Raw genomic sequence first — 20536 nt, 5'->3', positions numbered from 1 at the left:
TCGTTCTTGGCATTATGGCGGCGTTTTCTTGTCTTTTTCCGTGCCTGATCCCGCCGCGGATGCCAGCGTCACAACAAGTTCTTCGTGCGTATTTTTGTCTGATAATACCACCTGTTTTTGCGTGATGTCAAGCACTTTGAATCCCGCAACCTCTTGTCCGACTTGGAGAAAATACGTCTTCTTAATGCTCGCGTCTTCGAGAATCGCCCGCGCTTGCTGGCCCATGGTCACGCGGCCTTTATAGACGAACACCGGCTTGGTCGATGCCAGCTCGCCGGAAGGAGATGCCATGGACGGCCCGGCGCCGATCGGCATGGAAGCCACGCGCCGCTGCGATGAAAACGGGTTCGCTTGGACCATCGCGTTGACCATGGCGCTCGAGAGCCCCTCCGGCGTGGGCTCCTCCTTCGGCATCGGATACTGCTGCTTGACGAGATCCCACGATTCCGGCGGCAGCTCGGCATGTTTGGCGCGCGCCAATCCGGCGTACCACACACCGATGCCCATAGTGATGAGAGCTGACGCGGCTGCGACGCCGAGTGCTCCTCGCGAATTCGATGGTGTCATCATGGGTTATCGCGCATTGGGTTTTCGGCGGGGACGCTCGGTTGGCGGTTGTTCTTCGGGCCCGGACATCACCTCGGCCCCGGGCACGAGCAGATACCGCGCGAGGACCAGCTCGACATCCAAGCGATCAGGCGAGTCTGCGCCGATTAAGCGCATCGCTCGCACATCGATCAGATGCCCCGAGCGCTGGAGTGCCGCGAGAATTCTCATCAGCTGCGGCAACGACGCCACCAATCGCACGCGCAACGGCACGCGGGTCAGAAACGGCCGCTGGTCCTTGGCCTCCGCCACCGGCTCAGGATCCTCCAGCTTAAAGGCCGTGATGCTGATCAGCCCCTGCTCAAACAGGATCGCGGTCGTTTCTTTCATGAGTGCGAGCTGCACGAGCAGCCGCGGCACCGTATCGGCCGGCGGCATGTCTTTGGGAAATCCCAGCTGCTCGGGAACGGCCATGGCGCGCGCGGCGGCCACGCGTTCCAGCATGCGCTGGGCGTCATGAAGCTGTTCCTGGAAGGAGAGCTGCAAATCCGCTGAGGCCGCATCCGCCACGGACGGGGCGGTCGCGACGTCGAGCCATCGATGATAAGCGGCCTCGAGCGTTTTCTGCCGCTCGGTCAAATAATCCACCACGGCTTGGGTCGGCGGAATGCCGCTGAGCAGAAGCTTCTTCAACCCCGCGCGCGTCTGCACCGCCTGCTGATCCAGCATCGTCACATTCCCGTACCACGCCACGACGATGGCCGTCAAGGCAGTGGCCCCCACCGCGCCCAGCACCGGCCCCCACGGGATCGCGCGGGGTGCTACCATCATTCGCGCTCCGGCGCGGCCGAGCCGGCCTTCGCGGATTTCGCCTTTTTCGACGGCTCAGGCCCCGTGTCCACGACGGATTCTTCCACTATCTGCCGCTGCAGCTGAATGGTGAAGGCGATCACTTCTCTCCCGCTGGTGGCATCGGTCGCCGGCGTCGTGGACACGAGCTTGACGATCGACAATTCCGGCAGCGCTTTGAGCCGCTCCATGAAAGAATTGATCGCGGCAAACGATTTGGCGTGCCCCTCCATCATGCCGTCGATGACTTCGGTCTTGGTCGCCCGCTGCCCGGGCAGCAGCTCGCTGCGGAAGCCCTCAAGCTTCGTCAGCCACAGATCATCGGGCAGCAAGCCGACCACCTGCGTCATTAACCGGATGACCAGCGAGGAATGATCCGCCAGCCGCTCCAGCTGCTGAATCCGCCGCTCCATGCGGCGCTGCTGCTGAAAGGCCGCGCGCACCTCCGGCCGCAAGGTTTGATAGAGCTGCTCGCGCGCTTCAAGCTGCTGCAGCAGATGCAGGCGGCGGCTGCGCAGCTGCCACATGCCGCTCGCCCCCAGCAGCAGCGTAACACAGAGGCAGATCGCGCTGACCACCGCGGCCGCCTGGGTGATGAGGCGAGCGCGCTGAAGATGCTGGATGCCGGCCAGCAGATTCACGGGCGTCTTCGCGGCGCGCAGCGCTTGCAGGGCCAGGCCGATCGCGGCCATCACGCGCTCCGGTTGTTGGAGCTTGGCGGTGCCGGAGGCCAGCAGCGCCGTCACATCAAACCGCTCCACCGCGGCCACGGTCTCCATGCTGATAAACTCCTGCGCGTTGGTGAGGGCCGCCGGAGGCCCGGCGACCCAGACATGCGGGCTGCGATTTCCGAACGAGGCGCGCAGCGTTTCCCAGGTCTGGGCAAGGTCTTGCCATAACGCCTCCGCGGACGCGCTGCTGACGGGCACGACCTGCAACTGCTCGGGTGTTCGCACAATCCACTCCGCCGTCTCCTCGCTGATGAGGTGCAAGAGCGCGACCGCCTCCAGCCGCAAATTGCTCCACAGCGCATCCCAGGCATTCAGGCTCGCCAGCGCATTCGCGGTGACCTCTTTGACGGCGATGCCGGCGCGCCGGCACGCGATGAGCCGCTCATCGAGCAGCGACCGCTTCACCGCCGCCACCACCGCTCGCGGGTGCGGTTCAAGAGACGATCGCCGTGACCCGTTGCCGTTGCGAAGCCAGTGGTAATGCCACGTCGCCTGCGACACATCGAAGGGCAACTGCTGCTGCAATTCAAACTGCACGGCTAATGCGGCCCGCTGCGGAACCACCACGAGCGGGTTGATCGTCGAGAGAATCGCCGAGCCGCTGGGAATCCCGAGCACGATCGGGGCAGACAATCGCAGGGTGCTGCGCACATGGATCAGGCAGCGGGTGAGGGCTTCCGTATTGGACGTGTCGCAGGAAATTTCTTGCAGCGTCACCGCGCTGAAGGCTCGCGGAGCATTGCCGGCCCCGAGCGCGGTGTCGCGGGACGCGTGCGCCTTCGAACGCGTCACGGAGGGCGCGCTGCGCTGGGCCTCTTGCAGGATGGCAATGCGGATGGCTGAGGACCCAAGCTCAATTCCAACCCCGATCGACATGCTTCACATTATACTCAGTTTATTCGACGCGCCAGACTTTAATCGGAGATTCGTTCGGCATCGTGAAGGCGGGCGACTCCACACCGACGACCCACGTGCGCTCGGCCGGCGACGGGTCTTCCTCATCAGGCTGAATTTCCAGAATCCCGTTGACCTCTTTCGCCGCCTTGACGCGGAAGTAATGGTTGCCGTAGGGCACCTCCGCTTTCGCCGCCGTCGCCTGCGAGCTCCACGCCGACCAGGGCTCATTGTCAAACGCGTAGGAAAACACGCAATTCTCCTGGGGGCACATGAAGGTAAAGGTGGCGGCCCGGTTCATGGTAAAGCCGGCCGGACCGCTGGTAATCGTCGTCTCCGGAGACAACAGCAGCAGCTCAATCGCGTCGGAGACCGCCGGCGAGATATTGCCGGCGGTATCGATGAATTTCACATACACGGTCTGCGTGCCCCGGAGGGGATTGAGCCGCCACTGCTCGCGCCGAGTGGCGTAGAGCTCTTCCACAAACCCGGAGAGCGGATCGTTGCCAATCAGCATGCGCGTGACACTGGTCGTGGCATCGGCCGCGGAGAGCTCAAGCGTCACATACAGGCTGGTGGTCAGCAGGGCCCCGCCGTTAATCGTGAGGGTGCCGGTGGGCGGCGCGGTATCGCGCGTCACACTCCAGATGATAGGGGCCGGCGCATTGCCGATGAGATCGGCCACGCGCAGCTCGATGTTATTGACGCCGTCCTGCCAGGCCCCGCCGGCGGCCGTCAAGAGATTGGTGGAGGCGTTCCAGGTCACCGTCGCTGCCCCGCCGTTGACCAGCACCTGCAACGCGGCAGGATCAACCCCGCTGCCCCCATCCGAGACGGTCGCGGTCACTGGCGGGGCGGCCACGCTCAGCAAGCTCGCGGGTGCTGGCGCATAGCTCGGAACCTGCGGCGGGGTCGCGTCAACCCACAACTCGATGGTGATCGGCTCGCCGTGGCTACCGGCGTTGTTGAACGCCTTCACCGAGAAGGTGTGCGTGCCGTCCGTCAGCACGCTGGGCAGGCTGGCCAGATCCACGGAGGTCGCGGAGGTGTCGATGGTGTCATCAGCCGTTCCGTCGATCTGGTAGCTATAGCCGGCCACCGACGGGCTGCCGGGCGGCTCCCAGATGAAGATCGGATCGTTGTCGGGCTGCCAGGTGGCCGGGGGAATGACGGCTCCCAAGGCATCGGCTTTCGCATAGAGCACGAGAATATCCAGCTCGCTGGGCGCTACCATCGAGGGCGTCGTGGTGGCGTTGAGGAAGCCGGGCAGCACCTTAAATTTTTGGCTGGAGAGTTTGATCCCCGCGACCACCTCGCCGACCGTCATCGTGTGCTGATACTTGGAGGATGAGACATTGCCGCCCCCTTGATTGGCGCTGGCGAGCGCGAGTTCCTTGTCAGCGCCTTTGCTTTGCGCCGCCTCCGCCGTCAAGGGCAGCAGATAGCAGATAGCAGATAGCAGATAGCAACTATTGAAGACCGTATGTCTCTTCATCGTTGGATCACGGCGGTGATGCGCTGGGTCGCTTCGGTCCGGCTGCCATGCATCGCCTGGCCCAACCCGACGATGCGAAACAGATCAGACCGCGTCGTCAGCAAATGGGCGATCTCTCGAAACATGGCCAGCCGTGTCGCCTCATCCGATCCTAAGACATCGCCGAGCAGCAGATCGCCGATGCCTAACCCCTTGCTCCGCTGATCCCCGTACGGCCGCCCCGTCATGAGGCGGGACGCTAGGGCCTCTGTCATGCCAGGCAAGGCCAGCAGCACGTCGCGGCTGGCCGTATTCACATTCACCGGCCCGACCCGCACCAATTGCGGATCCAGCCGCAGATAATCCACATGGCAAATGCCATCAGCCGAAGCGCAGGTGACTTCCAGCGTGACGGTCTGCGATGCCGTCCCGATATCCGACGCTCCGGCGGGTGCGGGCCCGACCGTCATGGTGCCGATCACGATGCGCCCTTGGATATCGGTCGCCAGCAGCGGCGACCATTCCGTGAAACTCTCATCCACCCGCTGCCACCGCACGGCCATCTGCTCCCCTTGGCATCCTGAGCAGCCATAGAGGCTGATGCGGTACGTGCCATTCGGCAATCCCATCCATCGCCAATGGCCGGCCGCAGCCGCCTGGGCCGGATCAGTATGCAGATAATAGCCTTCGGTTTTCTCGGTCCACGCCTCCGATCCTTCCGAGCCTGTCCAATGCCCCTCGGCCTCCAGCCGGTAGCCGTCGACCGTGACGCGGTCCACGATTCGTGCTAACTCCGCGGTCGAAAACGGCCGCCAAGGGATGCCGCTGGCCAAACCCGCCAATTCGCCGACACCGCCCAGCGGACGGTTCAGCACGGTGACCTCGGTCGCGGGATCATGCACGATTTGGGTCAGTCCGACGATTTCCTTCAGCCCCTCGTTATCGTTTTTCAGTCCAGGCGTATACAGCTGCAGCGACGGGTACCAGCCGTCATCGACGCCGTCGCCATTGCCGTCGATGACGATGCTCGGATCCCCCTTCTCAAGGCTTTGAAAGTTGCCGGCGCCCTGGGCCGGATACTCGATTTCATCCACCACGGCTCCGTGGGTCGTTTGCAGCCTCAGCGTTGACGTTCCGCTCGGGGGCGTGGCTTTCAGCCAGTCATCATCGGGTGTGGGTGCCCCGCCCGGAAATTCCAATTGCACCGCATTCACGCCGTCGGCCATCGACCACGAAGACTTGGCCTCGATGCCATTGCCCCCCAAGCCGGTTTGGTTGTCGTTCACATCCACCGCGGCCACGAGCAGCGCATGGGGTTGAATCACCGACCCGCTGGGCAATTTGGCCACACGACCACCCCCCAGCTCACCGCTCAGCTGCCAGCCGCCGACATCAATGGCGGCGTCGCTCAGATTGATGAGCTCCACGTATTCCGCATCCGGTTGAAGGGAGATGGTCAGTCCTAGCAGATAGTATGTCCCTTCGGCAGCCGTCTTGCCAATAGCCACGCTAATTTTTCCATCCGAGCCGACCAAGAGGGTGGCGGGGTGTCGCTGCTGGTGGACCAGGAGGCGGCTGTCTCCGTCGATGGACACGTTCCCCACGGTTTGGCCGGCCGCCGCCGCGTGCACCCGCACATAGTAGCGCCCGGCCGGCACGAACAAGCTGGTCCACGTCCACCGCCCTTGCCCCCCGGCGCTGTTGAGGCAGGGGGCTCCGCCGCCCGGGCACTGCCAGCCGGAGCCTTGGGGATCGAACTCCGCCGCGGAAACATCGAACGTCATCGACGGCTCAATCATCAGCTCGTTTAATCGCACGGCTTCAATGCCGCGAACCGCCGTGCCGCCGCTGGCCGACTCCGGCACCAGCTCCAGGCCGCGAAACGCGCACAGGGTGCCGGAGGGCTCATGATTGGTCACCTGGATCGTGATGGGACCTTCTAATTGAAGCATCCCCAGCGACTCGCCGCTGTCCATTGACGATTGGGATTGGCCGCCGACCGCCACATCGCCCACCCGCACGCCGGGCAGCCCCTTCACCAGCACGCGATACGTGTTGGACGCCACGGTGATCGACCAGCTCAAGGTGGCCCCGCTGGACGTGCTCCGATAATGGCCGTGCGGCTGATCGCTCCACGTCCAAGAGCCTTGCGCTCCCTGGTCCGACATGAGAAACCGCACCGACGTCCTGGTGACCTGCGACATTTCAGGATCGGCATCGACCGCATCGGCCATATTGACCGCCACCTGCCACGGATCGTCCACCCCGGCGTCCATCAGGATCGGCAGCAATTCCGCCGCGGTGGCGGTATTGACATTCACGCGCGAGGCGCCCCCTACCGTGACATTCGCATCCCAGCTATAGACCGTCGCCACGCGCGAAAGCGGTTTGATGTCTTGCGGGGCGAGGCCGGCGATCGTCCGCAATTCCTCCAATGATTCAATGCGGCGATCATCCCCTTGGAGGGCAAACGGCTGGTATTCGTCCAGCTCATCGATGGCCCCGTCGCCGTCATCGTCGATCCCGGCTTTCCCTGGCCGTTCATCCGGGCCATGGCGGTACTCCTCGATCATGACGGCGATGTCATGAGCATCGCTGATCCCGGCGGCTTGAAGCACCTTGGTGGCATTGATCGCTCCAACACCCAGCGGATCCGGATCCGCCTGCGCGGCATTCAGGTTCGCCTTGCCGGACTCATCGGCCACGGCGATGGCATAGCGCCCCACGAGCTGCCCGCCGGTCCCCGTCGACAACCACCATTTCGATTCCCGCGCGCCATCGCCATCGACATCCGTATCGCTCCCCGCCCCCTCGGACGCCCAGAACTCCTCCAGATGATCGACGCGCGAGGCGGTCTTGTCCTCATCAAGCAACGCTCGGGCATGGGCCACACCGGCCTCGGCCAGATAGCGGGCCTGATGCGTGGCGACGAATTGCTGCGTGGCCTGCGTCTCGAGATACATGGAAAACGCAAACGCGACTCCCATGATGCCCACGACCGTCAAGACGCTCACGACAATTAAGAGCGCAATCCCCTGTTCCCCCTCAGCTCGTCGGCACATGAATGATCGTCTCAAACGATTCGGGTTTCTGTTTTCCGATGGTCAGCGCGATCCGAACGGCCTTTGGCAGCCGCCCGGTGGGAGCGCCGTCCCAGCGCGGCAGCCACTGCGCGCCGTCAAAGTACGCGACGGCGAAATTCAGCACCTCGCGGCCGCATATCTCCGCGTCTCCGGTCGCGTAATTGCCGTCGCCGGATTCGTCATCATGGCACATGAAGACCCCGGCGGACGTCGCCCAATAGACCCGCTCCACCAATCCGCTGCGGCCGGGCAAATTGCCGACAAACGCGAGCTCAGCTGAGACCGCCACCCCCTCATGCGCCACGGAGGGCTCGCCGGGCCCTACCCCCACCAACGGATAGCGGGGATTGGCCACGGCCGAGGAGAGCTCCCGCTCAAACACATCAAACAGCAAACGCGCCTGCTGGTAGCGCTCCGTTTTCAGCTGACCCGATCCCCAGGCTTTAATGACTCCGCGGAACACCAGCAAGGTCGTCGCGCTGACGGTCACGAGAATCGCCAGTGCGATGAGCAGCTCGACCAACGTCAATCCAACTGGCGAATGCCGAGCATAATAAGAAGCGAAAGGTCGAAGGTCGAAGGTCGAAGGTCGAAGGGGTGTTTGCTTCCACCTTCCACCTTCCACCTTCGACCTATCTTTACGATGGAACGCAGCGCACATACGTCATAAACACCTGCGAGCGAGGCCGGCCATTCTGCTGCCACGTGACGGTCAATTCGACGGCTTTCAGCCGTTGCTGATCCACGAGATGCGGCACGGTCAGCGGCGCGAACCGCGTGGCCAGCGTCATCCCTTCTTGCGTAATCGCTTCCTCTTTGAGCTCGGCGCAGGACTTCAGCTTCAACTCTTCCAGGATCCGCCCGGCCACGATTGAGGCCCGGCTGCTCAGTTCGGATCGATGGGAGGCCTGCAAGCCCATGGGAAAGACGCGCACCGCCCCGAAGAGTCCCACGGCGAGAATGGCCATGGCAATCATCACCTCAATCAACGAAAACGCGCGCTTCATCCTAGAAGTTTCGTGAGCGACATCAGCGGCAGAAACATCGCAATAACAATAAATCCGACGACGCCGCCGACAAACAGAATCAACAGGGGCTCCAAGAGCTGGGTGAGGCCGGCCAGCTGCACCTCCACTTCCTCTTCATAGTTATCGGCGATCTGCATGAGCATGCGATCCAATTGCCCGGTCTCCTCCCCGAGCGCGATCATGCGCGTGACCATCGGCGGAAACACGCCGGAGAGCTCCATCGGGCGAGACAGCGTCTCCCCCACTTTCAAGCTCCGCTCCACATCTTGAAGCGCCTCATCCATGACCAGGTTGGTCACGGTCGCGCGCACGGTCTCCAGCCCCGTGAGAATCGGCACCCCGGAGGCGAGCAGCGTGCCCAGCGTTCTGGCGAAGCGGGAGATCAGCAGCCGCTCCACCAGCGACCCCATCACCGGAAGATGCAGGCTGAGCTGGTCGATCAGCCGGCGCCCCGGCAGCGTCTTCAAAAACATGTTCAACGCCATGCCGCCTCCCGCCAGAACCAGCAGCACCATCCACCAGTAGGACCGCACGGCCGTGCAGATGATCACCAGGATTTGGGTGGGCAGCGGCAGATTGGAGCCGAGCTCATTGAACATGTTCATAAACGTCGGCACCACGAACGCCATCAGGATGATCAAGATCGCCACCGCCGCGACCATGACAAACGCCGGATACATCAGGGCACTTTTGACCCGCTCGCGCAGCCGCGCTTGCTTCTCCATCAGCTCGGCCAGGCGCTTGAGGATTTCATCGAGCTGCCCCCCCACTTCGCCGGCTCGCACCATGTTGACGTAAAATCGGGGGAAAAACTTGGGGTGATGGGAGAGCGCTTCGGAGAATTTCAGGCCGCCTTCAACGTCTTTGGATGCGGCGCTAAAGACGTCCCGCATGGGTCCGGGGTCTAGCTGATCGGTGACCGTCCGGAGGGAACGCAACAGCGGCATGCCGGCCTTGACGAGTGTCGCGAGCTGGCGGGTACTCAGGACAAGATGGCCACGCCCTGAGCGGCGGAATCCCATGCGGCCCTACGGTGCAGACGACGCGAAGCCTGTATCGATCACCAGATCTCCGACATGCACTTGGCTGGCCGTCGCCTGGGACACATCGCAGGCCGACAATTGCGGTCGAACTCTGACCACGGATGCGCGTCCCACGGGTGTCGCACCGCGCAGAATATTGAACACCGCTCCGGCGCGGACACCGTCTTGGCTGCCTTTATCGACGACAATGAAGTGCGAGGAGGCATTCACGTCCACGACCCGTCCGCGGACCGGCGTGGACATCGCGGCATCATCCTTGCGCACGATGATCGGCGGAAGCTCAACCGATCCTGAGGACGCGGTCGCACTGGGACGCACGGTGGATGAGGCGACGGGGTCTGGCATCGACTCTGGGGTGGCGGCTTCCGAGGTATTTGGATCGGATGGAGACGGCGCATAGCCCATCACGGAAGTCGCCCGCTCGGCTTGGAGCTTCGCGAGCTGCTCCGCCACCTGGCGATAATCGCGGTCGAGCCATGTGAGGCGCTCCCGCAGGCGCCTCACGGCATGCTGCAGGTTGGATCGGTCGTTCTCGATGGCGGCGACTTTCTGCGCGAGCTCATCGCGCTCCTTCGAGACGCTGGCGGCCCGCGCCATCTGCCGGGTCTTGTCTTCGATCAACTCCGCGTTCTGCTGCTCCAGGGTGCTCAGCTGCAGCCGGGCATCTTCCGCTTGCCGCTGGGCGGCGGCCAGTTGGTCGCGGATTGCGGCAAGATTCTCTTTGAGCGACTTGTTATCGGTCTTCAGCGACGCCACCTGCTGCATGGCCTGGGCGTATTGGGCTTCTTTTTCGGCCAGCGCTTGCTGCGCTTCGCTCAGTTGCTGAGCCAGCGCTGTCGCCTTCTGCTGCTCCTGCCACCAGAGCAACCCGACCCCGATCAGTGCCACGGCAAGCACGGCAGGCAGCGCGATTCGCGTATTCATCGACTCCAATGGTTAGGACTGCGTGAACAGCTCTTGAATGACCCAGCAGGCTGCGCCCAGCGCCACCGCGTTCTCGCCTAATTGCGCCGGCAGCACATCCACCAGGCTGGCCGGCTCTTCATACGCATACTTCTTGACGGATCGCCACACCGGCTCTAAGAGCATGGAGCCGGCCCGCTCGATGCCGCCGCCGATAATCACGACTTCCGGATTGAGCAGATTGACGAGATAGGCGATGCGGATCCCCAGCTGCATGGCGGCATGCTCCACCAGGTCTTTCGAGAGCTGATCCCCGCCCTGCGCAGCCTTGATGATCGTCTGCAAGCTGATCGCATCAATTCCGTTGTCTTCGAATTCTTGGATGGCGGTGGTGTGCCCTTCGCGGATGAGCTTCTTGGCTTGAGAGGTCAGCCCCATGTCCCACACATTCGACAAGACAAAGGAGGGGCTTTTGATCCATGTCAGATAATCCATGTCGGACGGCACGAACACGCCGAGCTGGCCGGCACTGCCCCCGGCCCCCCAATAAATGCGCCCGTGGATGATCAGGCTCGCCCCCACGTCGGAATAGAGGTAGACCAGATTGCTGACCGGCCGGTCTAACCCTAAGCGCAGCTCGCCGTAGCCGGCGAGGGTGGAATCGCTGCCGATCAAGATCGGCAGGCGCAATTCGGTTTCCAATTGATCGCGCACCGCCACATAATTCGTGCGGGTACCCTGCCGGGAGGTTTCGCGGATCGTGCCGGCGCGCTCATCCATGATGCCCGGCAATCCCACGCCGATGCCTTGGATTTTTTTTGGATCCACTGGGCTGCTCTGCATGCATTCACGGATCACGCCGCCAAGGTCCTGCAAGATCCGATCCATGTTGTGGTTGGTGCGGGGGCGGGCCACCTGATGGATCACGTGGCCGCGCAGATCGGTGAGGACGGCGCGCGTCTGGGGCGTTGCGGCATCCAACGGCCCGAGATCCACACCGAGGGAGAAGCCGGCCTTGGCATTGAGCTCCACGAGGATCGGCTTGCGGCCGCCGGTGGAGACGTCGAAGCCGCGCTCAATCACGAGGCCGCGATTGATAAACTGGGCGATGTAGTTGGACACCGTCACGATATTAAAGCCAGTGCCTTGGGAGATTTCGGTCCTGGTGAGCGGGCCGCGCTGGCGCAGCAGCTCGAGGATTTGAAAACTCTTCTCCTCGCGCTCCGTCAGACGATGCTGCACTAAGAGTGAGCGGCGTGTGATCATCCCATCACCTATACTGAAGCCTCCTGCGGCTCCGTCGCGCCTATTCGCTGAATAATACCCAATAATACAGAATGATAATAATTTATAAAGCCATCATCAGCTGCACAGGCGCCACCTCGGTGCTGGGACTATTTTTATTATTCTAGACTGTTGCTAACATTTGTCAAGACAAGCTGTTAAATAATTATAGCGGCGTAATGGTATATCGAAGGCTTGCCCGATACAATCCGCCAGACGCATCCTTAGGGACATGCACGCGACATGTCACCGAGAACGCCGCCGGCGCACCCGATGGATCTGACTGGTACACGAGAGACTTGCCAACCAGCACCGATGTCTCTTGCGTGATCCGAAGCGTGCCGCTCCCAGCCTCGGCAGTCCCTGCGCAGGTGAACGCTTCCTGCGGGAGTTGCCGCCCCTCGTCGCTCACCAACAAATAGGCAAGTTCTTGAAACACGCCATAGGGCTGTCCTGTATTCGCTTGCACAGTAAATGAAAACGTTTTCGGCAGACTGGTCTCTCCGGGGAGCAGCTTGCTGAAGGCGAGCTCTAAGCGATCGCTCTCTGCTGAGAGAATCGTCAGTCTCAACATAGATGGAACGTCAAGTTCAACAGGCAATTGCACACTCGTTCTCTCAGCAGCTACGCCTCCGGCGGCGGCGGCCAGTTGAAGGTTCACCACCCCACGGTAGACCCCGCCACGCTGCTCTACCGGAACCACCGCCCGGTAGGCAAGCTCAACGCGGCGCACCGCCAATGCCGATTCACTGGTGAGCAATGTCATCCTCGTTGAAACCGGAATTTCCTTGGGCGGAGTTCCCTCTTCCGCAATGCGCAGCGTAAGAACCGACAGTGGAAGGCTCCTCCCTTCCTCATTGAGGAGAGATCCTTCGATGATGTGAACTAACTCAATCGGGCCGGGCGCATTGCTGCTGATAAGTAGGCGAACGGGTTGCGATACAATCAGGGTTCCTTGCTCGTCACCGCGAAAGCGGAGCCTGGTCGCCGAATCGGTGTCGAGCGCCAACGACATGACGGGATAGACCGTCACCCGAATGGGGATGGTCTGGATCACGATGGGAGAGGAGCCTTCCACCGACACAAGCGAGAAGGTCATCGCCCCCACATACGACCCGGCGGCTGGAAGCGTCTGAGGTGAGCAGCCAAAGAGGATCCGCAGCGTCTCGGCCTCTCCGGTCGCTGAGGAGGTGAACAGCTCGGCGGTCCCGGAGGGCAGCGGTGTGATGGTCCGAACACGCACCGTCCCTGAGTTGCCACCGCTTATCTCGATGGTGAGCAGTGCGGGATCAAGGGTGATGCCACGCTCGTTGATGAGTGGCGCGGAGACAAGTGAAAACAGTTGGAACTGCGCGGCTGGGCTGGTTGAGAGCTGGATCGTGACTTCCTCATAGGTGGTCCGTCGCACGCTGTCCAGCTCGCCAAGATTAATGGCCGTCGAGCCTCCGCGCACCGCCGAGATCGCCATGCTCCCTGCGGCTTCCGCGCTGGCACATGCCAGCAACGCGCCAGCAGCCACACCGACCAGAGTTTTTTTGCAGCGCATGTCCCACATCATCGCATCGTCAGGTATACTTGCTATGGTCATTGATAATTAAACGCAACCCCCGAGAAATCGGGGCACGCAAAGCCACAGATCCAAGGCGATAAGACGATATCAGATATCGAAATCGATATCTGATATCGCTCGTGATATCGAACGGATGGCTGGGCTGCCGGGATCGGAGGATCTCGTTATGAATTCCTACGCGCGACACAGCCTGATCTTTCCCCGGATCAGGTTTTTTGCTGTGCTGATCGCCATAACCGCGCTCGCGCCATCCGCAGGGGCCGAAAGCGTAAGTCAAACCGTCGATGTCGTCGCAACCATCGAGCCGGAACTTTCCCTGACGGTGGCACCCCAAACAGGGAGGGAAATCGACTTTGGCACGCTCTACAGCTCGCCGACCGAACCACGCTTGTCTGACCCGATCCGCGTGGACGTCCATGTCTTCAGTAATCTCGGCCGGCCCTATCACGTGACCCACCAACTCACGCGACCCTTGACCAACGAAGCAGGAATGAGCCTCTCCCCCGAGGCTCTGCGCGCTTCCGTGAACTCGCCCGCGGATGTGATGGATCACCTTGGCCGTCAGCCTCGCACTCTCTTTGTGTCGGATGCCAGAGGCCGCTCGACCGATCAAACTGTTTCTTATCATTTAGACATCCCCCCAGGACAGGCCAGCGGCCGATACCGCGGGACACTTGTCCTGACCGTCACAGCTCTGTGACGCTTTCTAGTAGACGCCCATCCCTCTGACGTTCCGTATCTTGCGCAGGTGGCGCTGCTTCGCTCGGCAGCTCAGCCTGACCAAGACGAAAATCGACCGTGATCAACTCGGGATCATCTGTCGAGATCATGACGGCTCTCTCCGAGTCTTCGATGGATCGGAGACCCTTGAGCGGCATCCCGCAATTGAGCAAAAGCGCATGGTCTCCAAGCCCGACGTCGGAGAACCGGTAGATGCCGTCGGCGCCGGTTGTCGCCACGCGCCGGCCGTCGAGGCACATCGGCACGCCCCGCAGCGGCAGATCCGTCACTTCGAACCTCCGGCTCTGGTCGCGATCCACAAAGACCCTACCCTGAATGGCTCGGCGAATGATCACCGGGATATCCATCGTCGCCACGCCCCCCTCCGTCAGCTCGAACACCTGGCGAATGGGAACGGTGGGCAGGTACCGCAGTGGCAGACTCTCCAGCACCAGCGAGAGGGTGTAGCGGCCGCTCCCGAGATCCCGGAAGCTAAACCACCCTGAGCGATCTGTCTCCGAGGTCTTGCCGTCGATCTGCACGCGCACCTGCGGGATCCCGCGGTCGGCGGCGCTGTATGCGCCGTTGCCATCGACATCGTAAAAGATGCGTCCGCGCAGCTCTGCGCGGCCGAGCGCTCCAAAGAGGATGAGCGGCACTCGAACCTGATTAGCCCTCAGCCGCTGGACAACCGGCGTGGACATCACATAGCCTTTGGGCAGCGTTGAGACATCCACTCGCACCGGAACTGTTTTGCCAAAGACCCGGCCGAAGGTAAAGCGCCCGTCGGCTCCGGTTATCGCTGTTTTGGACGGGCCAGCCATAACCTTGATATGCTCCAATCCTTCTTCGCCGGGTTGCAGCTGGCCGTCGCCGTTGATATCGTGGAAGACCATGCCGCCGATCCGCACCCACGGGTCGAGGCGGACAACCTCGGTGTTGAAGAGTAGCCGCACCCCGCTGAACACTGAGAGCTCCACCTGGCTTTCTCTCGAGCCTTCGAAACTCACATGCTCGATGCGGCCATCCACGAATACTTCCGTATCCCTCGAGGGGTGGTAGCGAAGGCCGGCGTCCCACCCCAGCCGATCCTGCCCTGCGAGGAAGCTGCCGATGGCGCCGGTTTGTTCCTCATTCTCATAGCCGAATCGTCCTCGGAGCGACCAGCGGCCATGATCAAAGCTCGTTCCGTGCGCCAGCGATACCGTGAAGCGGCTCGGCCGCGATCGGTCGCCTGTGGCCGTCTGCTCCAGGAACCGCCATTGCTTGCCGACGCTCGCGGAGAGCCCCCATGCGAGCGGCATCGACAGGTTGAGGGAAAGCAACTCACTGTCGAAATCGGCGGTCGGGGAGGTGACGTTCCGCGTATCTTGATGTTCGACCAGCGCGCTGAGCGTCGGCGCCGAGAGGCGCGGAAGCAGACGGTCCAGTGGCAGCCGCTGGCTGGCAGAAATCCCCGTGTAGAGCTCATCGCTTGGAAAGATGCTGCCCATCCGGCGGCGTCGATTGAAGTACCCGAAGAGCCCTGTCCCATCCAGAGGCTGCCAGTCGAAGCTGGTATTCAGATCAGTGTTGAGCGCGGTCAGCTCATCAGGATTGGGAAAGAGCCGATCGCGGAAGATCTCGAATCTCCCCTGGAACCCCAGACGATCCGTCGCTTTCCAGGAGCCATCCATCAGCACCCCGCGCTGCCCCTGTCCGCCAACGCTGCCGCTAATACCTTGGAACGACTCGCTGATGTCGCGGTATCGCAGCCCGACTTTGCCTCGCCGCAGCGCGTAGGACGATCGGAGGGTATAACCGAACTTGCCCTCGCTCGTGGCAACATCGGTGTCGATGGTGAGCGGCTCCACCGGCCTGACCGTGCTGCCTAAAGAGAACACATGGTTGCTTTGCCCAGCCGCGCGATCGTCTCCATAGCCGAACAGCGCTGAGAGACGAGAACTCCATGGTTGCGTGCGGTCATCGTGAGCTACGTGAAACCCGTAGAGAAATGCGTCCTGCTCGGCCGCCGCCTCCGACGAAAGCGACGTCAGCACGCCGAAGCGTTCCTGACCCCAGACCGCCGAGGTTGTCCATGGGCTTAAACCTTTGTAGGTCATGCTCGCGCCTCGAAACCCGAGTGGAGGGATGGCGAAGGATCCCTCGCCAAACGGCACGCCGGTATCCCCTGCGACGGCGTCAAGGTGGTGCACAGGCCCCACATGGCCGTCGCTAAGCCTCGCGTACCAACCCGCCAAATCAGCGAGAGCATTCGTCCGGCTGAAAGCCACCTGAGATGACGTCATGCCGAAGGGGGTTTCCATCTCATGGCTGATCCTATGGCGCGTGCGATTTGTCGTCAGTCGATCGATACGGGAGAGGCTTTGGTCGCGCCCCGAAAACTCATACTCGAACTCATACCGCAACGCCAGCGGCGAGGCGTGCTCAATGGCCTGCGCAAGAGCCGCTTCGCGCTCAGCCTCCACCCGGACGGGACGCGGATACAGCACCTGCACCGGGATGGTGACGCGGCCCGCCTCGGACCAAACGTGCAGGAAGGTTCGGCCAGGAGTAAGGCCGATGAGCGAAAGCGTGTTCGCGTCAACCTGTGAGGCGGTGAACAAATCGGCATTGCCGATGAGCAGGCGCCGGATGTTTGGCACAACTACCGTGCGACGTTCCCCGATGATGACTTCGACGACTCCGGGAGGAGGTGATGCTGGGAGAAGCGGCTCTTGGGCGGCTGCGCACGGCACCACAACGACAAGGAGGAATCCTTGCCAGAGTTGCTGAAACCGAAGCCAGTGTGAGCGCATTCTTCGCCTCAGCGCTCAGGGAACCGACAGTTGTGTTTCCTCTGCGATGATCAGCTCTTCCCCGCAATCTGACGTGATGACGACCTGATATGTCCCCGTCCCCAGCAACGCAGAGGCCTCGGCCGCGAGCCCTGCCTTATCTCCAGGCCACAGGTAGAGAGCCGACAACTCTCCGCGATCAACCACCACATTGTCCGGTCCCATAATGTGGTAGGAGTTCGTGCAGGAAAGAGACACGTTGCCCTCATTGGCAAGGACAGCCTCAAGCTTGATGGGATGCGCAACGCTTGGAGGTGTCACCTTCGCTGATGAAAGGCGCGCCTCACGCCGCACCGTCCCCTTAACATCAACGAGAAACAAGCTACCCAATCGCGCGGCGAACTTCACGACCGCTTCGTGCGTGTCGGCGCCGACTTCGCTGCCTGGCGGCTCAGCCGGAGCCTCGGCGAGCGCCGCCTCAAAAAACAACACCGCATAGTAGCCGCCCTCCAGCGGCTGGTCCTGCGGCACGCGGATCGTGTATTCGACTGACGTGCGCTCGGAGGGCGGCAGACCGATCGTCTGCGGGTAGAAACTAATCCAGCCGGCGCACGATCGCGGCATGGTTTGCGGCGGGGCGAACTCTTTCGAACCGTCCCCTGAAGACGCATAACGCCAATCCTCAAGATAGGCTTTCACCTCAACCGGCTGATTCCCGTCGTTGACCAGCTCAATCGATCCTTGGACGACATCGCCCGGGGCGAGCGTCTGTCGAACCACCGGGTTGGTGTTGTGCACGCTCAACGCAAACGCCTGCCCGGCCCACGACACGATGAGGGCCAGGCAGGCGAAAGCGTCAACACCGCGGAGCCGGTATCTGCCGTCACGCATCATCTAGCAACGGCAATACCGCAGCCGTCAAGGGTTGACTGTCAGCGTCCACGTAACCGTCCCAGCGTAAGCACCAGCCTGTTGGTCCGGTGGGATAGGCGCAAACCCAGCTGGCACGCTTGAACAGTGGGCCAGCGTGCTGCCGACGTGGGGCGAACGATCGCCGATCGCGTAAACGAGCTCGACCACCCCAGCGGTGCCTGCCGCAGCGGAGGTATAGAGCGTCTTATTCCCCAAAGCGCGATCGCAATTGCCCATGACGCCGCCGACCGACGTGAGACCGTCTCCCGTCGTCGCCTGAACCGGCACCACGACCCATGCGCCGTTAAGGTTATTCGTGCCATTGGTCAACCCTGCCGCTGAGGTCTGATGAGCCAGCGTATAGGAGCGCCGCGACGTGTTGGCCCCGCAGAAGACCTTGAAAAACTTGTCTCCCGCCAAAGCGAGCGGCTCGTTCTGCACCCCATCACCGTCACAGTCGTTGCCTGGACAGATCGACTCGGTCCGGCGCGATAGGTTGCCGAAGTTCATCGACGGGACGATTGGACCGCCAGCCACCTCTTTCCCGTCAGGAGTGGCTGTCTTCTCCTGGATGGCGCAATCCAGAGACACGACGGAGTCCACTGCTGCGCTCACATCTGCGATACAGTTCTTCGGGCCTGCTGGACCAGACGCGTCACACACAATCGCTGATGCCAGGGCCGGGCTGAGCAACCAGGCGGCCAAGGCAACGCTACACGTTAGTGCTTTCATGAGAATTCTCCTTTCCTTATCTTCTGTTGACATTTTTTCATTGTATCACACCATCCCCTCTCTTCCCACTATTCTGTCACACACCTCCTTCCAATTCGGTCTCAACACAAGCCCGCATGAATGTTATGAAGACGGGTCGAGCACATCAGAGCCGCGGGTCCGCTCCGCCGCATCTGAAACTCCATCATTGTCGTTGTCAGGATCCACGTTATCCGTCAGCCCATCACGATCGGCGTCGAGAAATATTTCAGCTTGCACGCGCGCGACATCGGTTCTCGACTGTCCGACGGCTTCAGCTAAGTTCATCCCCTCCCCCCCTTTGGGCGAGATCTCTGAGATCATTGCCCAGGGAATTTGAAATGCGATCTGGTCTGCCTGGTGGCTGCCGAGCCGCTGGAGGGCATCGAGACACGGACGCGTCTCTGCGCGCGTCAAATTATTCGCAGTGTTCGCCACCCCCAGCAAAAGTACATCGCCTGGCCGGCACTCGGTAGCGACAAATTGCTGCAATCTGGGACATTCGGTGGCCGCGCTTTCCCAGACATCAAACCCATCTTGGCGGCGGAGAAGTCCCGTCGCGCGGTTGACCGTGAGAACTGAAAGTGGCGCGCCCCCGCGCGCCATCACCATGCCTCGCTTAAGAAACACCGTTGGTCCGCCGGATTCGAAACCACGCGAATGAATCTCTAACCGCACCGGGTCTTGCTTGACCCACCCCAAACTAAAGGCTTCTCGCATCACGTGGAACGTCTGCTTCATGCCGCGGTTAATGTCGAGGAGCCCGTAATGTTCCTCGTTCGAATAGCCGTCCGGATGGCCCAGCCATTGACCGACTACCTGCCCGCTCGCTCCGAACACCGGGTAGCTGAGTGGGAAGCCGCCTGGCTCTTGAGCAAGAAGCGAACCGCCTGGCGCCTTCCACCATTCGTCATTCCACTCAAACGCAAATCCTCCAACGCACTGATGGTTCGGGTCCGCAGCGGATAGCTGCCGGTGGATTTCGTCCCACAACGCCGTATCGGTGTCAGCCTGTAGCGCCTCATCCAACTGCCACGACTGGTGATTCCAGCTATCCGTCCCAAACTCGCTGAAAAAGAGAGGTTTGGGCGCTCCGGCGAACGCGGAGAGCCGAGTCCACGTGACGAATAGTGGATCGAGGCTACTGCCCCGGTACGCGTTGAGCCCCCACCAGTCTACGCTCGATGCCTTGGTCAAAATATCCACAAACACCTGATAGAGGCCAGGCCATTCGGCCACGTTGAGCGGATTAGGCATCGGCAGATGATCCCTTGAGAACCCGAGACTGGAGGCGACGGGATGATTCGGATCGAGCTGGTGGATGAGTTGGGCGATACGCTCAACTTCCGCAGCCCCCTGCTCGATCGTTAGGCCGCGATAGAACCTGTTCAGATTCCACTCGTTGCCGATGAGCCAACCCAACAGGGCCGGATGATTCTTGTACGCGTCGACAACCGACGTGACCTGAGCGGTGTCGATATCCAGCATCACGAGCACCATCAGATTCCTCTGATAGGCTTCATTCAAGATCTTGATGGCGGTCAGATCCGTTCCCATATCGGCGTAGGTCTTGATGGCATTCGCGCCCATCTGCTGCATCAGCTCAAAATCTTCCTTGTATCGGCTCTCTCGAAGATGCTGGCGCGCCGCGGCCAGGCTGCCGATGGTCTCGCCGGGATCCACCGGCGAGTACGCCACCCCTTTCAACTTAAACGGCGCGGCAGCCGCAAGACGCCCATCCTCCTGACGTTTGGCCACCAGCAGCTGGGTGCCCTGAATCATGACGCGGCTTGGACCAAGGATGTCCGGGCCGCCGCCGCCAACCCTTGCTTGCCGCCGTTGCCAGGCGCTGGTGTTGCCGGCTTGATCCTCGGCCTGCACCCACAGCTCCACCTGCCCGCCGGGGCTTACGTGCGCGGCGGCGAGGGGAAAGCTCCAGGTTTGGGTGGCCGCGTCGTAGCTGGCGGTGGCG

At 61.8% G+C, this 20536-nt stretch carries 16 protein-coding genes and 1 riboswitch; of the genes, 1 reads left to right on the top strand and 15 read right to left on the bottom strand.

What is annotated here, in order from left to right; translation table 11 throughout:
• Positions 1 to 12: 12 nt before the first annotated feature.
• From HY737_08100 to HY737_08050, 11 genes are all read right to left on the bottom strand, one after another.
• Complete coding sequence (locus HY737_08100; GenBank protein ID MBI4598343.1) at positions 13 to 570, bottom strand: hypothetical protein; 558 nt, start codon at positions 568 to 570, stop codon at positions 13 to 15.
• A 3-nt stretch (positions 571 to 573) separates the two neighbouring features.
• Positions 574 to 1377: a hypothetical protein gene (locus HY737_08095; GenBank protein ID MBI4598342.1), complete on the bottom strand. Its 804-nt coding sequence runs from the start codon at positions 1375 to 1377 to the stop codon at positions 574 to 576.
• On the bottom strand, positions 1374 to 3002 hold the full coding sequence (locus HY737_08090) for a PilN domain-containing protein (GenBank protein MBI4598341.1): 1629 nt from the start codon (positions 3000 to 3002) through the stop codon (positions 1374 to 1376). The genes HY737_08095 and HY737_08090 overlap by 4 nt, the downstream gene beginning before the upstream one ends.
• A gap of 19 nt (positions 3003 to 3021) precedes the next feature.
• Positions 3022 to 4515 (bottom strand): hypothetical protein, encoded by a 1494-nt coding sequence (locus HY737_08085; protein ID MBI4598340.1) that lies wholly within the window; start codon positions 4513 to 4515, stop codon positions 3022 to 3024.
• Entirely contained in the window at positions 4512 to 7556 is a 3045-nt protein-coding gene (locus HY737_08080) for a general secretion pathway protein GspK (GenBank protein ID MBI4598339.1), read from the bottom strand. Before HY737_08080 ends, HY737_08085 begins: the two co-directional genes overlap by 4 nt.
• Positions 7540 to 8100 (bottom strand): hypothetical protein, encoded by a 561-nt coding sequence (locus HY737_08075; protein MBI4598338.1) that lies wholly within the window; start codon positions 8098 to 8100, stop codon positions 7540 to 7542. Before HY737_08075 ends, HY737_08080 begins: the two co-directional genes overlap by 17 nt.
• Before the next feature lie 115 nt (positions 8101 to 8215).
• On the bottom strand, positions 8216 to 8584 hold the full coding sequence (locus HY737_08070; GenBank protein ID MBI4598337.1) for a prepilin-type N-terminal cleavage/methylation domain-containing protein: 369 nt from the start codon (positions 8582 to 8584) through the stop codon (positions 8216 to 8218).
• Positions 8581 to 9627 carry a type II secretion system F family protein gene (locus HY737_08065; GenBank protein MBI4598336.1) on the bottom strand — a complete coding sequence of 349 codons (1047 nt, stop codon included), beginning with the start codon at positions 9625 to 9627 and terminating at the stop codon, positions 8581 to 8583. The genes HY737_08070 and HY737_08065 overlap by 4 nt, the downstream gene beginning before the upstream one ends.
• Positions 9628 to 9633: 6 nt before the next feature.
• A complete protein-coding gene (locus HY737_08060) occupies positions 9634 to 10572 on the bottom strand; it encodes a hypothetical protein (GenBank protein ID MBI4598335.1) in 939 nt (312 codons plus the stop codon).
• Positions 10573 to 10584: 12 nt separating this feature from the next.
• A complete protein-coding gene (locus tag HY737_08055) occupies positions 10585 to 11817 on the bottom strand; it encodes an ROK family transcriptional regulator (protein ID MBI4598334.1) in 1233 nt (410 codons plus the stop codon).
• Between the two features lie 184 nt (positions 11818 to 12001).
• A complete protein-coding gene (locus HY737_08050) occupies positions 12002 to 13393 on the bottom strand; it encodes a hypothetical protein (protein ID MBI4598333.1) in 1392 nt (463 codons plus the stop codon).
• A 31-nt stretch (positions 13394 to 13424) separates the two neighbouring features.
• Positions 13425 to 13555, top strand: a riboswitch (cyclic di-GMP riboswitch).
• 16 nt (positions 13556 to 13571) lie between these two features.
• On the opposite strand from HY737_08050, the gene HY737_08045 reads away from it, so the two are divergent.
• The gene (locus HY737_08045; GenBank protein ID MBI4598332.1) at positions 13572 to 14105 is read left to right on the top strand and encodes a hypothetical protein; all 534 of its coding nucleotides are present in this window, start codon (positions 13572 to 13574) and stop codon (positions 14103 to 14105) included.
• On the opposite strand, the gene HY737_08040 is transcribed toward HY737_08045, so the two are convergent.
• From HY737_08040 to HY737_08025, 4 genes are all read right to left on the bottom strand, one after another.
• Entirely contained in the window at positions 14092 to 16923 is a 2832-nt protein-coding gene (locus HY737_08040; GenBank protein ID MBI4598331.1) for a pilus assembly protein N-terminal domain-containing protein, read from the bottom strand. The genes HY737_08045 and HY737_08040 overlap by 14 nt on opposite strands.
• Before the next feature lie 15 nt (positions 16924 to 16938).
• The gene (locus HY737_08035) at positions 16939 to 17793 is read right to left on the bottom strand and encodes a hypothetical protein (protein MBI4598330.1); all 855 of its coding nucleotides are present in this window, start codon (positions 17791 to 17793) and stop codon (positions 16939 to 16941) included.
• A gap of 27 nt (positions 17794 to 17820) precedes the next feature.
• Positions 17821 to 18417: a hypothetical protein gene (locus HY737_08030; protein MBI4598329.1), complete on the bottom strand. Its 597-nt coding sequence runs from the start codon at positions 18415 to 18417 to the stop codon at positions 17821 to 17823.
• A gap of 252 nt (positions 18418 to 18669) precedes the next feature.
• Positions 18670 to 20536 (bottom strand): hypothetical protein (locus HY737_08025; protein MBI4598328.1); only part of this gene is annotated, 1867 nt, incomplete at its 5' end.

Source organism: Candidatus Omnitrophota bacterium, assembly GCA_016209275.1.
Classification (GTDB): Bacteria; Omnitrophota; Gorgyraeia; order Aquiviventales; family Aquiviventaceae; genus JACQWM01.
This window is presented reverse-complemented; position numbering and strand designations above follow the sequence as displayed.

Bases quoted from the DNA above. Each gene is read 5' to 3' on its own strand.
- HY737_08100 (MBI4598343.1), bottom strand. From the start codon at position 570: ATGATGACACCATCGAATTCGCGAGGAGCACTCGGCGTCGCAGCCGCG.
- HY737_08090 (MBI4598341.1), bottom strand. From the start codon at position 3,002: ATGTCGATCGGGGTTGGAATTGAGCTTGGGTCCTCAGCCATCCGCATT.
- HY737_08080 (MBI4598339.1), bottom strand. From the start codon at position 7,556: ATGTGCCGACGAGCTGAGGGGGAACAGGGGATTGCGCTCTTAATTGTC.
- HY737_08065 (MBI4598336.1), bottom strand. From the start codon at position 9,627: ATGGGATTCCGCCGCTCAGGGCGTGGCCATCTTGTCCTGAGTACCCGC.
- HY737_08045 (MBI4598332.1), top strand. From the start codon at position 13,572: ATGAATTCCTACGCGCGACACAGCCTGATCTTTCCCCGGATCAGGTTT.
- HY737_08035 (MBI4598330.1), bottom strand. From the start codon at position 17,793: ATGCGTGACGGCAGATACCGGCTCCGCGGTGTTGACGCTTTCGCCTGC.
- HY737_08085 (MBI4598340.1), bottom strand. From the start codon at position 4,515: ATGAAGAGACATACGGTCTTCAATAGTTGCTATCTGCTATCTGCTATC.
- HY737_08070 (MBI4598337.1), bottom strand. From the start codon at position 8,584: ATGAAGCGCGCGTTTTCGTTGATTGAGGTGATGATTGCCATGGCCATT.
- HY737_08040 (MBI4598331.1), bottom strand. From the start codon at position 16,923: ATGCGCTCACACTGGCTTCGGTTTCAGCAACTCTGGCAAGGATTCCTC.
- HY737_08050 (MBI4598333.1), bottom strand. From the start codon at position 13,393: ATGATGTGGGACATGCGCTGCAAAAAAACTCTGGTCGGTGTGGCTGCT.
- HY737_08095 (MBI4598342.1), bottom strand. From the start codon at position 1,377: ATGATGGTAGCACCCCGCGCGATCCCGTGGGGGCCGGTGCTGGGCGCG.
- HY737_08055 (MBI4598334.1), bottom strand. From the start codon at position 11,817: ATGATCACACGCCGCTCACTCTTAGTGCAGCATCGTCTGACGGAGCGC.
- HY737_08060 (MBI4598335.1), bottom strand. From the start codon at position 10,572: ATGAATACGCGAATCGCGCTGCCTGCCGTGCTTGCCGTGGCACTGATC.